At 64.0% G+C, this 12,665-nt stretch carries 13 protein-coding genes and 2 tRNA genes; 1 reads left to right on the forward strand and 14 read right to left on the reverse strand.

Features of this window, described 5'->3' with window-relative positions:
* Nucleotides 1-121: 121 nt before the first annotated feature.
* From GPL20_RS18435 to GPL20_RS18480, 10 genes are all read right to left on the reverse strand, one after another.
* Entirely contained in the window at nt 122-892 is a 771-nt protein-coding gene (locus GPL20_RS18435; protein ID WP_157330920.1) for a PopZ family protein, read from the reverse strand.
* Between the two features lie 303 nt (nt 893-1,195).
* A complete protein-coding gene (locus GPL20_RS18440) occupies nt 1,196-2,581 on the reverse strand; it encodes a TolC family outer membrane protein (RefSeq protein WP_157330921.1) in 1,386 nt (461 codons plus the stop codon).
* Nucleotides 2,582-2,784: 203 nt separating this feature from the next.
* Nucleotides 2,785-3,447 (reverse strand): protein-L-isoaspartate O-methyltransferase family protein, encoded by a 663-nt coding sequence (locus tag GPL20_RS18445; RefSeq protein WP_167533093.1) that lies wholly within the window; start codon nt 3,445-3,447, stop codon nt 2,785-2,787.
* 137 nt (nt 3,448-3,584) lie between these two features.
* Nucleotides 3,585-3,764 carry a hypothetical protein gene (locus GPL20_RS18450; protein ID WP_157330922.1) on the reverse strand — a complete coding sequence of 60 codons (180 nt, stop codon included), beginning with the start codon at nt 3,762-3,764 and terminating at the stop codon, nt 3,585-3,587.
* A gap of 176 nt (nt 3,765-3,940) precedes the next feature.
* Nucleotides 3,941-4,015 (reverse strand) — tRNA-Asn (locus GPL20_RS18455).
* 137 nt (nt 4,016-4,152) lie between these two features.
* Nucleotides 4,153-4,521, reverse strand: a complete 369-nt coding sequence (locus tag GPL20_RS18460; RefSeq protein ID WP_157330923.1) for a hypothetical protein — start codon at nt 4,519-4,521, stop codon at nt 4,153-4,155.
* 213 nt (nt 4,522-4,734) lie between these two features.
* Nucleotides 4,735-6,435, reverse strand: a complete 1,701-nt coding sequence (locus GPL20_RS18465) for a flotillin family protein (protein WP_157330924.1) — start codon at nt 6,433-6,435, stop codon at nt 4,735-4,737.
* 22 nt (nt 6,436-6,457) lie between these two features.
* Complete coding sequence (locus GPL20_RS18470) at nt 6,458-7,117, reverse strand: OB-fold-containig protein (RefSeq protein ID WP_157330925.1); 660 nt, start codon at nt 7,115-7,117, stop codon at nt 6,458-6,460.
* Nucleotides 7,118-7,127: 10 nt separating this feature from the next.
* A complete protein-coding gene (locus GPL20_RS18475; RefSeq protein ID WP_254125387.1) occupies nt 7,128-8,291 on the reverse strand; it encodes a PspA/IM30 family protein in 1,164 nt (387 codons plus the stop codon).
* 614 nt (nt 8,292-8,905) lie between these two features.
* The gene (locus GPL20_RS18480; RefSeq protein WP_157330927.1) at nt 8,906-9,169 is read right to left on the reverse strand and encodes a hypothetical protein; all 264 of its coding nucleotides are present in this window, start codon (nt 9,167-9,169) and stop codon (nt 8,906-8,908) included.
* Between the two features lie 261 nt (nt 9,170-9,430).
* Here GPL20_RS18480 and GPL20_RS18485 point away from each other — a divergent pair, with 261 nt between their 5' ends.
* Nucleotides 9,431-9,631 (forward strand): hypothetical protein, encoded by a 201-nt coding sequence (locus GPL20_RS18485; protein WP_157330928.1) that lies wholly within the window; start codon nt 9,431-9,433, stop codon nt 9,629-9,631.
* Between the two features lie 89 nt (nt 9,632-9,720).
* On the opposite strand, the gene GPL20_RS18490 is transcribed toward GPL20_RS18485, so the two are convergent.
* The 4 genes from GPL20_RS18490 to GPL20_RS18505 form a co-directional block, all read right to left on the reverse strand.
* Nucleotides 9,721-9,867, reverse strand: coding sequence for a hypothetical protein (locus GPL20_RS18490; RefSeq protein ID WP_246250696.1), 147 nt, complete (start codon nt 9,865-9,867; stop codon nt 9,721-9,723).
* Between the two features lie 185 nt (nt 9,868-10,052).
* Nucleotides 10,053-10,126, reverse strand: a tRNA-Cys gene (locus GPL20_RS18495).
* Nucleotides 10,127-10,160: 34 nt separating this feature from the next.
* Nucleotides 10,161-10,913, reverse strand: a complete 753-nt coding sequence (locus tag GPL20_RS18500) for a tRNA-uridine aminocarboxypropyltransferase (RefSeq protein WP_157330929.1) — start codon at nt 10,911-10,913, stop codon at nt 10,161-10,163.
* Between the two features lie 136 nt (nt 10,914-11,049).
* Nucleotides 11,050-12,495, reverse strand: a complete 1,446-nt coding sequence (locus tag GPL20_RS18505) for a hypothetical protein (protein ID WP_157330930.1) — start codon at nt 12,493-12,495, stop codon at nt 11,050-11,052.
* Nucleotides 12,496-12,665: the final 170 nt, after the last annotated feature.

Raw genomic sequence — 12,665 nt, forward strand, 5'->3', positions numbered from 1 at the left:
TGCTAGAAAGCCGCGCGCGCGGTTCAAGTCAACGGGAAGCTCAACGGCGGGCGTTTCCGACCCGGGCCGCAGGCCGAATATGACGCAGGAGCGGGGCTTTATCGGGGCCGCGCGGCCCTTCTCAGCGACCGCCGCGCGAGACCCGCTCGATTTCGGCCTTCACGATGCGTTCAACGAGGCCCGGCAGGTTGTCATCGAGCCAGGACTTCAGCATCGGACGCAGCATCTCCTTGACCAGATCCTCCAGCGTCCGCGCATTGCTGCTCAGCACCGTATGGGCCAACGAGTTGAAGGCGGATTCGACCGCGGAGACCGTCGATTGCGCGAGGATCGGCTGTTGCGGCGGCAGCGGCGGGACGTCGAAGTCCACCGGCGCGTAAGACGGCGGCGGCGCAGGGCGCGCCGGCGGCGATTCGGCGAATTCCAGATCGTCCCGCGGCTCGACCTTGCGGAAGCTGGGTGGCGGTGGAGCCGGTGTCGGCGCGGGGTCCATCGCCATCTCGTCGGTCAGCTCGAGCACGTCCGGTTCTGGCTCAGGCTCGGGCTCCGGAGCCCGGACCTCGGGCGCAGGCGTGGCCGCATCGAGCCCCGCCAGCAGCGCGTCGATATCGTCCTGACTGTTGGATGCGTCGGCCGCAGGTGCGGGTGGCGGCGCCGGCTTTGCGGCCGGCGGCGGTGCGGGCTTCTCGGCGGCGGGTTTGGGCGGAACGACCTTGGAAGGTGGAATGTCGTTCATCGCCTGCGGCTTTGGCGGCGCGGCGGGCGCCGCAGCTTTCTCGGGCTTGGCGGCCTCTGTCGGCGGAGGCTTGGCCTCATCGTCGGCAATGATGCGCCGGATCGAGGCCAGAATCTCCTCCATCGAGGGTTCTGTGACCTTTGCAGGCTGCGTCATCTCCGACTCCACATCATCAACGCCCTCGCATGCGTTGTTTTACACCAAGCACGACAGGATTGGCCGGTTCCGGAACGACGGCCCGACATTTTCGTCGCGGCAGCCCGACTTGTCCCCAGATCACGGCTCAACGTGCGGCGGTGCGCCCCTGCCCGCTGCACTCAAGCTTCACGCACACGGCATCGATACGGGGCGAATCGACCCGCATCATCTTGGCAAGGCTATGTCAGGGATTTTGATGATTGCAAGCAAAGCGCCGATCGGCCTCGGCAATGTGCGAGGCCGATCGGATCACGACGGAAATCAGCGTCCGTCGGGCGTACGCACACCGGCCCAGCTGTCGCGGACCTGATGGTAGTGCACGCTGGGATCATAGACCGTGGTCGCCAGGCCGAGCACCTGCGGCGACAGACGGCCGACGGCCGCGAGGACGTTATAGGATGCAACGACACGGTCGTGCTGCGCGGTCACCAGCGCGACGCGCGCATTGACCAGCGCCTGTTGCGCGTTGAGGACGTCGAGCGTGGTGCGCTGGCCCGCCTTTGCTTCTTCCCGCACGCCGTTCAGTGCGATCTCGGACGCCGTCACCTGCGCCTGAGCCGACTGCACCTGTGCCTTGCCGGCCTGCAAGGTACCCCAGAACTGCACCACGTTCGCGCGAGTCTGGTCGCGCGTGGTTTCGAGGTTGAGGCGCTGCTGCGCCAGGTTTTCCTTGGATTGGCGGATCAGCGAATATTCACCGCCGCCCTGATAAATCGGCACCGAGACCTGCGCGATCGCGGCTGCGTTGAACGCCCTGTACTGGATCAGCGACTGCTCGTACGACTGCGTGGCGCTGGCCTGCAACGTGACTGTCGGCAGCAGAGCGCCCTCGGCGACCTTGACCTGCAGAAAGTTGACGTCGATTCCGAACATTGCGGCCGTCACGTTAGGATGCTCGACCAGGCTGAGCTCGATGGCCGAAGCGAGCGTCGGAGGCAGGAACCGATCGACAGGCGAGCCCGGCGCGAGATTCGTCGGCTCGTTGCCGATGATGCGACGGAAGTTCGCGCGCGTTGTGGTGAGATTCGCTTCGGCGGTGAGTGCCTGAGTCTTGCCGGCTGCCAGCTGCGCTTCCGATTGCGCGACGTCGGTTCGTGTCACCTCGCCGACATTGAAACGGTCGCGGGTCTGCTTCAGCGTCTGCTCAAGCACGCGCACGTTGCTGCGCTGGACTTCGAGCGTGGCGGAATCGCGCAGATAATCCATATAGGTCGTGGCGGCCTGGAGCACCACACTTTGATCGAGGCTGCGCAGCGCCTCGCGGGCACCGGACACCTGGCTCTCAGCGGCGCGCGTCCGATTGGCAGTCTGGTTGCCGTTGTACAACGTCTGGGAAGCCGTCAGTCCCACGCTCCGCGGAATGCCGGTCCCGTGAACCGGAGGGCTGATGCTGCTGCTCTTGAAGTCCGAGTACTGGTAGCCACCGCTTGCCGTCAGCGAGACCCTGGGGCGATAGCCCGAAAGTGCCTGCGGCACGTTCTCGTCGGTCGAGCGCACCTGGGCGCGCTGTGCGTTGAGCTGCGGATTGTTCTGATAGGCGCGCACCAGCGCGGCCTCGATCGTATCGGCCAAGGCAGGCGTCGGCCCGGCCAGCGCCAGCAACAGGACCGAAACCGCAGCTCCGGTGAAGAGCTTCACCCCATGCATCCCTTAAGTTCCGTTCATTCTCACGTCAGGCTCGTGCCCGCGAACCTGGTTACCGTATCCCAGTGGAGTCGTTGCCCCGTCGCAACATAGGACGCAGTCGAGCGCGACGGAACTACCTAACGGTGGTCCTCGGTGGAAACTCTTCACGTGCAGCATCCCTGCCACACTTCTGATTCGGAACGGGATTTTAACGGGCCCGGCGGTCAGAAGACGAAGGCGGCGGCCCGTTCCAGCCCGGGAAGGACCGGGGCGGCCGCATCGAACAGCGCCCGATGGCCGAATTCACCATGGGTATGGGTCACGATCATGGCCCGCGGCGGCCTGGATTCGGCCGAGACCCCCACCAGGCGCCCACCCTCCTTGAGCTGTCCGAGCAGCCCTTCCGGTGTCACCTCGACCGCGCCGTTGACGAGGATCACGTCATAGGGGGCGGCGGATGCATCGCCGTCGGTGCAGGCCGCGGCCTTGCAGGTCACATTGGCGATCCCAAGGGCGGCCAAGGTCTCCTTGGCCTTCGCGGCGAGGGCCGAATCACATTCCGTCGCAGTGACCTGGCGCGCCAGCCGGGCGGCCAGTGCGGCGAGATAGCCGGAGGCGCAGCCGACCACCAGCACACTGTCCCCCTCACCGATATCGGCGGCCTGGAGCAGCTTGCCGGTCAGCGCCGGCTTGATCAGGAACCGCTTGGCAGCCCCCTCGCTCACATCGAGGTCGAGGTCGAGATAAGCCAACGCCTGCCGGCTGGTCGGCACGAAGGCCTCGCGCGGAACGGTGAGCATGGCGTCGAGAATACGACGGTCGGTGACGTCATTGGTGCGCACCTGGCCATCGACCATTTTTTGGCGCGCGGTCGAGAAACCGGACATTTGCGGACCCTGCAATGCGGACGATGCCGCGGACGGAAATTGGCGGCATCTTTGGAACAGGCTCTGCGAAAACGCAACACGTCCGTTCGCCCGGGCGAGCCCCGGCGCATGCAACTCACGGCATCAGGAGGCAAGGTCTATTCGATCGCGACCGCGAGGCGGCCGATCAGCGCCGCGACCTCGTCCAGCCGGGCCGAATCTGGCGTCTCGACGGCCCGTGCAAGCCGTGCGAGGCATTCGTCGTCGCTCAGCTCGGGGATATCGGCCGGCAGAATCGAGGGAGCCAAGCTTGATTGGTGAATCTGGACGTCTGTCATGGGAATCAGCTCCGCGAGGACCCGGCAGCCGCAAAGCTCAATTCGAATTGAGTCGATTTGGCGCCGTTGCCGTGACGCCGCGGTGCCAACGCACACATCCGTTTGATGAGCTGCGGCAATGACCTCGCGCCGAAACGCAGGATCTGGGCGCAAATCACTGATAATAAAATGAAATTTGGCTCCCCGGGCTGGATTCGAACCAGCGACCATCCGATTAACAGTCGGATGCTCTACCGCTGAGCTACCGAGGAAAGGGCGAACCAGTCGTTCGCGCGCGGCTGCGTATAACAAAGCCGGTTGCGCTTGCAAAGGAGGAATTCGTCATCTTCCGAAACGCGCCTGAGGAAGGGCCGGGAAGCGGCCCCTCCTCCGGCCATGTCAGGTCGAGCTACTCGGCCAGGAACGACGTGGTCTTGGTGCCGGAGTCGTAGCGCAGCCGAAGCGCGGTGATCTTGCAGAGGTTGACGTTCTTCCAGAGCACGGCCTCGTCATAGTTCTGCCAGTCGACGCGGATGTTCCAGACACATCCCTGGTCGTCCTCGTCGAACTCGACATAGGTGCTCGCCTGGTTCTGCAAAACCTTTTCGAGCTCGTTCTCCCATTCATCCAGGCCATCGTCGGGCGCGTTGAAGCCGAGGAATTTGATGGCATAGCCGGTCTCGTTGACGACGGTGACGTTGCGGGCATCGGCCGCCAACGACGGCGCGGCGGCGATCGCAAGGCCGATCGCGATCAGTCCGGACAGAAAATACTTCATTGAAAATCTCCCGATCGAAACAGCCTGTTAAGCGCCTGGCGTCGATCGGCGCAGGCGCCGTGGCAACAAATGGCGTTGCCTTGAAAGAGTCGTCCGGAGCGTGATCGACGGCTTCAAGACACCATCAACCAGCACTCCGGAAGATGTGCGCGACGCGAGACGCGCACGGCCTGCTTCTATCGTTTCGAATTCTCCGCAGCAATGAACGGGCATTCATAGATCGGCGGCGTTTGTTTTCTCCGGTGCGGGCGCGGGCACCGCGGCGCCGTTGCCCTTCCCCGTCACTGCGCCGACCAGCGCCTTCACGGGATCCTCGCCCGGCGCGAAGCCGCTCTGGCGCAGGATCTCGTCGATCATCGGGCGCAGCGCGTGCACCTTCAGAAGCTCGCCGGCGAGCCCTTCGCCGAAGCCGACATTGCTGCCGCCTGCACCATTGCCGTTGCCGCCGAAGGCGCCGCCGGTGTGCAGGATGCGGACATCCTTGAGGTTGGCGATCGGCCTCACCATCTCGGCCAGCGCCGAGGGCGTCATCTCGATCCGCTTCTTGGCGATCTCGAAATCGATGACGTTGCTTCCGAGCTTGTTCTGAGCCTCGTTCTTCATGGTGATGACGGCAGCCTCGGCTTCACCGATATTGCGAACGCCGACGGCCTTGATCTTGTTGGACTCCGCTTCCGCGGTGGCCAGCGTCTTGACGGCCTCGGCGCGATCGAGCGAGGCCTTCTTCTCGGCCTCGGCCGCGACGATCAGCTCGGTCGATTTGCGCTCGGCCTCGGTGCGCGCGGCAAGCACCTGGGTGAGACGGGCGCGATCGGCGACCTCGACGGCGCGCGCGGTGACGACCTTTTCCTCCGCGGAGACCGCGAGCGCTTCGGCGGTCTTGGCTTCGGCCACGGCTTCGGAGGTCTGCTTGCTCTTGGCTGCGATCTGGATCTCGTTCTCCTGGGTCGCGATCTGGATCTCGCGTTGCGCGTCGGTCTTGCGCTTGTTGATCGCCAGGTCCGACTCGATCACCGCCGTTTCCTTGACCTGCTTGGCGCCCGCCTCCTTCTCGGCGACCGCCCTGTCGGTATCGATGCGGGCGTTCTCCTCGGTCAGGCGCGCGGTCTGCGTCGCGGTTGCGACCTCTGCGCGGGTGCTTGCGGTCTTGTTGGCGATGTCGCGCTCCTGCGACAGCTCGGCCTCCTTCTTGGTCCGCTCGATCCCGAGGGTCTGCTGCCGCGCCTCCAGGTCCTTCTGAGCGATCGCCACTTCGTTGTCGCGCACGATCGCATTGCGGTCGCGGCGGCGGGTCTCGGTGACCGTCTTCAATTGGGTCAGACCTTCTGCGTCGAAGAAATTCTCCGGGTTGAAGAACTTGACGTCGGTCTGGTCCAGCTTGGTCAGCGACACCGATTCAAGCTCGAGCCCGTTCGACTTCACGTCCGACTCGACGGTTGACTGCACATGCTTGACGAAGTCCGAGCGCTTCTCCTGCAGTTCCAGGATGCTCATGGTCGCAGCCACCGAGCGCAGGCCGTCGACGAACTTGGCCTCGACCTGGTTGCGCAGCGCCTCCGCATCATTGGTCAGCGCGCCCAGCGTCTGGCTTGCGAGCGCAATGCTCTCCTCGTCGGGGCGGACGCGGACGTAGAACTCGGCGACGATGTCGACACGCAAGCGGTCCTTGGTGATCAGGGATTCCCGCTCCTTGCGCTCGACAGTGAGCCGCAGCGTCTTCAAATTGACGCTGGCATAGGAATGGAAGATCGGCAGGATCATGGCGCCTCCGTCGAGCACGACTTTCTTGCCGCCGAGGCCGGTGCGCACGAAGGCCTCGTCGCGCGTGGCGCGCTTGTAGAGAATGGTGAAGACGATCCCCAGGACGACGATCAGCGCGACGCCGATCATGGCCGGGACTGCGATGTCGAACATGACTTTCTCCGATTATGACGTACTAGCTGCTTTGACTGGGCTTGGGCGGCTTGAGTTCATCCTCGGCCTGCACCGCCACGAAGCGGGTGCCGGCGCGATCGACCAGGAGAACCATGGTTCCCTGTTGCAGGGGCGATGACGAAGGTGCGGCGACCGCCCAGACGAAGTGGCGATTGCCGTGGATGTCGGCGACGCTGACACGGCCGGGCGGTCCCTGGTCGAGCGGGCCGACGACGACCTCGCCGACGCGGCCGACGAGATCGCCGAGGCCGACGGCGTAGCTCTCATCCTTGGGGATGACCCGCGCGATGGCGCCGCTCGCCGCGCGGACCAGCGGAACCGACACGACCACCGCCCCGATCGAGGCGACCGTCGCGGGCAAGGGCCCGGCCACCATCCGCGCGATATCCTGGATCAGGAAGCCGGTGATCGAGAAGGCGCCGAGCAACAGCAGCAGGAAGATCAGGAGCGGCACCCCGCCGACATTGATCCACGAGATCGCATTGACCACACCATTGTCGCTGGGGTGGCCAAAATCGACATGGGTGCCGATCATCTCGCTAAGGGACGCCCCGACCAGCATCGAGATGACCTCAATCGAGCCGACGATGACGATCATCGCCGCCGCGATCGCGAACGGCCTGACCTCCGGCGACATGACGTGTTCGAGCAGTGCGCTCATGACACGGCACTCAGGAGCGCGACTTCAACCGGGCCAGCCTCGCTGCAATTTCCTTGTCGCGATGCAACGTGCTGAGCTCGTCGATGTCGCTCGAATAAGGGATGCCCGCTGGCACGCCAGTGACCCGTGCCACCGCCTTGCCCGCGCGCAGCGCCTTCGCAGCCGCCGAACCGCCGCCCTGCTTCCGGGGTGACGTCGACGCCTGCTGGCTTGCGATGGCCTCGCTCTTTTCGAGATCGGCACGGCGCTGCTCGGCATCCTGGAGTGCCGACAGCACGGCACGCAGCGACGTCACGCATTGCTCGATCTTCTCGTTGTTCTCGTCGATGGCGCGCGAGAGCACCTCGAACTGCGCCTCGAGGTCCATCTGACGGGCAATGCCGGCGCGCGCGAGATCGTCGCGCCCGTCAGCGATCGCGCCCTCGATCTTGGGCGCGAGATCGGTCATCTCGCGCTCGATCTCGGTGCGGCGTGCGTTGAGGCGGTATTCCTCGGCCCGCGCGGCGGCGAGCGCATCGCGCGCCTCGCTCTCGGCACGCTCGATCTCGCGGATGGCCTGTCCGACCACCTTGAGCTTGTTCTTGCCTTCCGCCTGCTCGATCGCGTCATAGGCGATCCCGGCGATCAGGCGCCCGACCCGGGACAGGAAATTGTCGGGAGCGGCAGCGATGGTATCCATAGCGTTCTCCTCCTCTGGCAGACTATTCGGCGTGACGCCGTAGTGGACTTCGAACCCATCGTCGGTGCGGACGAGGCGTGCGGGCACGCTCTGCCCCCAGCCCTCGGTGTAGCCGGCGTAGTCGAAGGGCACGCTGAAGCGCCCCTGCACGGTCGCAATCGAAATGGTGGCGGGTCCCTTGATCTTGGCGAGCTTGTCGTCGAGCGGCAGGCGGCGGCCCTGGGCGGCGCGGTAATCGGCACGGTCGCGCAGGCCCAGCGTCACCAGCCGCGAGGGCAATGCGGTCGCTTTGCGGATCGGATCATAGGCATGGGCATGGAGCAGGACGACGTTGGAGCCGACGTTATGGCTGCGTGCGACCTCGTCGAGGATCTCCATCATGCGGTCATAGGCCTGGAACGTCGCCTCCAAGGCGGCCGTGGCCGCCGGATCGGGGGCAAGCCGGTAACGCAGCGCGGAGGGCGCGTTTCGGGGTGACGGGCTCATGGAAAGCACTAAAGCACCATTTTAGTGCTTTAGGAAGCGGAAGCTTGATCACGTTCCGCTGATCCCTCTGCACTCTGTCGGGTTAGTCGCTGGCCACACGTGCCGCGTTCAACCCCTAGATCACCGCCGATCAAGACTTCTTGCACGCGCGGGTTGCAATTTGAGACGAAGTGAAGAGGCCTCCTGTCCCGGACGCGCTGTAGCGTTCTTACGTTGCTGCCCAGCGTCCGGGGCACGAGACTGTTGTGATGAGGGCACAGCTCTCTCAACGCCGTCATTGCGAGGAGCGCTTGCGACGAAGCAATCCCCCGGAGAGACAGTCTGGATTGCTTCGCTGCGCTCGCAATGACGGAGTGCGAGGCGCGCGCCGCTCAGGCTGTCCCGCGATGCGGGATTCCGAATTCGGCAGAACCAAATAGTCCCGTGTTGCACAATGATCTGCTCAATCGGGAACGCATTTGATGCGATGGTTTGACGTAGATATGACGCCCGAGCAGACGCATCTAGTTGCTTAGGTCCACAGCCTTCCACAGCTTGTCCGCAGCATATCCACAGGCCGACCATGCCGGATTCGCGAGCCCGTGTGGGCCACTTGCTGCGCACAAAATCACAGGTCAGGCATGTCAGCCCCCGGCCTGGTCGAACATGCCTCGGCAAGCCTCGCTCAAGCTTGAGCGGTTACGGCGCAGGCACGCCGTGATGGCACGCACGTTCGGGATTTCTCCGGCGCAGAGGCGGTAGACATCGGGCGTGCAGGCCCGGCGTTGCTCCGGCGTTCCCTGCTGCGCGTTGGCGGCGGAGGCAAACAGCGTCAGGAAAAGCCCGACCGTCGAGGCGCGACGCGCCCGGCTTTTCACGCGTGCAAACCGCAAGAACCTTGCCCTCATGACCAAGTCTCCCGTTCTGCCCTGCCCGGCCGGCCCGCATTGGCCGGTGTCGCGAGAGACCTTGCGAGAAATAAACGTCCGAGAATGTGATCTCTTTCACACTGGGCGGGCGCGGCCGGAGACTAGGTTCCGCGGGGATTTTTTAGGAATCGCTAACCAATCGGGACCCGATCGCCGGATCGTTAAAATGCGAACGATCGGGTCAATCGGGTAACAAACCGGCTTTGCGACATTGCGCCATCCGCGTTCTGCGAGGGTGCAATGAGCGAAGCCGAATTCAACTTGCTGCTGGATGCCGTCCGGGACGCCATGATCAATGAAGATTTTGCGTCCGTGCCGGAGGAGGAATTCGTGCCCCGCTCGTGGACGTACGACGCAACGCCCAAGGTCAGGGCCGCCAATGACAACGAGGGCGCCTGGCCCCTGCTGCCGTTTCCGGACGGCTGGTACGCGGCCTCCTGAGACCGCCGCAGAATTCACCGCGAACGGATGCGCTCGCCTTGCGAGGCGGGTTGGCTTGAGCCACGCGCCGGGATCCGGCGCGGCCACGATCAGTTCTTGACGCGCTCCTCGCCGTCCTGGGAGGCCCGATCGGGCGCAGCCGGCGGAAAGATGCTGTCGTAGATCGCGCGGGCCTCGCGAATGAGGCGTGCCCGCTCCAGCTCTGATTTCGGGATAAATCGGACGATTTCGCTCACGGGACTCCAGCTCCAGGTTCGGGCTGCGTCACTTCGCAGATGCGAACTCTATGCCAGCGAGCCTGAATCGGGGGCCGCCCAAGCCCCGGGCAAACCCGGTGGGCGCGACCCGGCAAGCCTCGTCCGCGCGCGCCGCGGAACCCGTGAGGAACTCAAAATTTAGCTGAAGAATCAGAAGCTTGTGATGGAGGCCACGACCAGAATTGAACTGGTGTACACGGTTTTGCAGACCGTTGCGTAACCACTCCGCCACGTGGCCCCGTAAGGGCGGAGCAATATAGGGGATGAACGGATTAGGCAACCCCGGCGGGGTGGCTACGCTTTCGGCGCCGGAAATCGCGTGAGCGGCCCTTTGCCGCCGGCTTCGGAGCCAGCTCCGGCATTTCGGCCTGCACCTCGCGATAGCGAGCCAGCATCCGCTCGAAACTGGTGTTCAGCGTCACGGCGATGTCGGGGCGCTTTTCGAGGCCGGCCAGGATCGTCGCGGCGGCCTCGATGGTGGAGAGCCCATCCTTCCGCGGCTCCTTGCGCAAGCGTCCGTAGCGCGAGGGATGCGCCGGGTTGAGGATCACGCGCTGGCACTTGAGCATCCAGGGATTGCGCCACCACAGCGCCTTGGCCTGGCTCCAGGTGCCGTCGAGCAGCACCACGCCTTCGAGCTTGCCGAAGATGGCGCGCTGGTTGTCCGCGATCTCGCCCTTGCGGTTGAGCGCGACGATCTCGGCCTCGGCTTCGAGGTCGACCGCGCGTGCCGAGCCGAGATAGAGCACGGCCCAGTGCGAGGCGTTCTCGACCGGATGCCCCAGCGCCTTGGACAGGCTCGGCCAGGACAGGCCGACCCGCACGGTGGCATCTTCGAAATGCTTCGCCAGCAGCCGCGCGGTGCCGAGCGCCCTGTCCTGCTCCTGCGGATGCTGGAGGATCAGGAGCGCGAGCCGGTTTTCAATCGGTGTGACGCTGTCGCAGATGCACAGCGGCATCGGCTTCTGGCAGTGCGGGCATTCGGGGATTGACTCGGCCGGTGCGGCGGCGGTGGGGTTCGACATGGCGGCCGCTATACGCTCGAAGCGGCGTCCCAACAAGCCGTCTGCTCAGGCTTGGCGGTCCGCTGTCCGATAGCCCCTTTTAAGAAAGGACCGCCCGAAGACGGTCCCTCGCGCTTCTAATGCAGTGACCGCCCTGCTAGGCGGGTGTCCCGGCAGCGTCTGTCCAGTGTGCCGTCCCATTTGGGTCTACGCTGGCAACCCAAATGGGCTTTCCGAGACTGGTGTCATAGAATTGATCGCCGACGCTAAGGTCGAGAGTCGGACGGGGACTGCCCACGCCAGTCGCGAATGTATTGGTCTGCCCCATTCGAACGCGCCCGTTGTACGACGTGATCACTCCGGGCGTCCCGCTGTTGTCCAGAATGAGTTGCAACATAGGATTGCTATCTGGTCCGACCCGAGTTGTAATGTACAGGTGGGACCCAAAGGACACGATCTGCGCTCCGTCGAGTTGGAATCGAAGTCTCTGGTTAATCTGATCGTAGATCACGGTATATCGCATCGAGTCAGGCACGGCACATTGTACAATCGCCCCGGCAGCATGCGCTTTCCCTAGCGCAGGGACTGACAATGCATAGGGAGCGAGTTGGCCGCCCAGAGGCCCTATCGTGACGACTTCCTGGTTCGGTCCCGGATCGATCGTGACCGACATCGTACCGTTCGGGATGTAGTCCACGGTGGAAATTGTCGTGTCACCAATTGCCGCAGCGGCTGCGAGAGATGTGACGATGTTAGTGGGGCCGAACTGGACCTGCGGAAACGAAACGGCAGGGCTGGCGCTGACGAGTCCGACGTCAACCTCGCCCATCTTGTTCAAGGCGCCGACAACCCGTCCGTAGTAGAAGTAGTTTCCGAGCGCCGCGAAATCGTTGTTGGCGGCAAATGGACTCGTTGGGAGGGTGCCGAGCTCGCTCGCGGGATCGGTGCTGCCGTCGCTCACGGCCCAGGCGCGCTTGACCTTGGCTGTCAGGCCGGCCGTGTCGCCTTCGAAAAAGATTCCTGGCTCGAGAAAGCACAGACCGCCGGCAAATCGGGACACCCGCGCGTCGCTCCACCCGAACACCTCGCCGTTGGGGCCGAAGACGACAAGACTGTTGCCACGAACGGCCATTTTCACGCGATAGACGGTCAAACCATCATTCTTCATGGGCACTGTCCAGTTGCCCGCCGTGACCGGCTGGAGCGGTGCGCCTGGTCCCACCGCGTCTCCGAAACTGATATTGAATCCGAGCGGCCCGAAGTTGAAATGCAGCATCCTGGTGAGTGTAAGGACCGCGTCATCCGCTGATATTGTCAGCGTCATCGCCGGCACCATCTGAGTGCCGCCCGACCACACGATATCACACCCCAGCTCGCTCACCGGCTTCGGCTGGATCGAGTAAAGGTAGCCAAGCTGGCGGTTGTCCTTGTTCGTTCCGGCGATCAGATAGTGATCAAGAATCCTGGGAGCGGTTGCCCCGGTGGTTTTCCAGGTGGCACCTGCGATCGGCGACTGCCCATCCATGACAACGGTGTTTGCGTAGCGTGTGAAGTCGTCATAGAGGGCGAGATAGGTATCGAAACTGGTTGCGAGCACGGTCATGGTTGTTTGCTCCTTTTTGCCTCGTTGTGCTGACTCAAGCGCAAGCAGCCGCACGCCTGCGAGCGCCGGCCGAGACAACCGCATCGAGGATGGAATGGACTTCTGTGGTAACGCGCCAGCTATACGCGGTCAGGTTGACGGGCGTATGAAGACACTTATGCGGAGCTTGC

The organism is Bradyrhizobium cajani, from assembly GCF_009759665.1.
Taxonomy (GTDB): Bacteria; Pseudomonadota; Alphaproteobacteria; order Rhizobiales; family Xanthobacteraceae; genus Bradyrhizobium; species Bradyrhizobium cajani.

What these genes read in the sequence shown, in the direction of transcription:
- GPL20_RS18435 (WP_157330920.1), bottom strand. Translation starts at nt 892, where the DNA reads ATGACGCAGCCTGCAAAGGTCACAGAACCCTCGATGGAGGAGATTCTG.
- GPL20_RS18440 (WP_157330921.1), bottom strand. Translation starts at nt 2,581, where the DNA reads ATGCATGGGGTGAAGCTCTTCACCGGAGCTGCGGTTTCGGTCCTGTTG.
- GPL20_RS18445 (WP_167533093.1), bottom strand. Translation starts at nt 3,447, where the DNA reads ATGTCCGGTTTCTCGACCGCGCGCCAAAAAATGGTCGATGGCCAGGTG.
- GPL20_RS18450 (WP_157330922.1), bottom strand. Translation starts at nt 3,764, where the DNA reads ATGACAGACGTCCAGATTCACCAATCAAGCTTGGCTCCCTCGATTCTG.
- GPL20_RS18460 (WP_157330923.1), bottom strand. Translation starts at nt 4,521, where the DNA reads ATGAAGTATTTTCTGTCCGGACTGATCGCGATCGGCCTTGCGATCGCC.
- GPL20_RS18465 (WP_157330924.1), bottom strand. Translation starts at nt 6,435, where the DNA reads ATGTTCGACATCGCAGTCCCGGCCATGATCGGCGTCGCGCTGATCGTC.
- GPL20_RS18470 (WP_157330925.1), bottom strand. Translation starts at nt 7,117, where the DNA reads ATGAGCGCACTGCTCGAACACGTCATGTCGCCGGAGGTCAGGCCGTTC.
- GPL20_RS18480 (WP_157330927.1), bottom strand. Translation starts at nt 9,169, where the DNA reads ATGAGGGCAAGGTTCTTGCGGTTTGCACGCGTGAAAAGCCGGGCGCGT.
- GPL20_RS18485 (WP_157330928.1), top strand. Translation starts at nt 9,431, where the DNA reads ATGAGCGAAGCCGAATTCAACTTGCTGCTGGATGCCGTCCGGGACGCC.
- GPL20_RS18500 (WP_157330929.1), bottom strand. Translation starts at nt 10,913, where the DNA reads ATGTCGAACCCCACCGCCGCCGCACCGGCCGAGTCAATCCCCGAATGC.
- GPL20_RS18505 (WP_157330930.1), bottom strand. Translation starts at nt 12,495, where the DNA reads ATGACCGTGCTCGCAACCAGTTTCGATACCTATCTCGCCCTCTATGAC.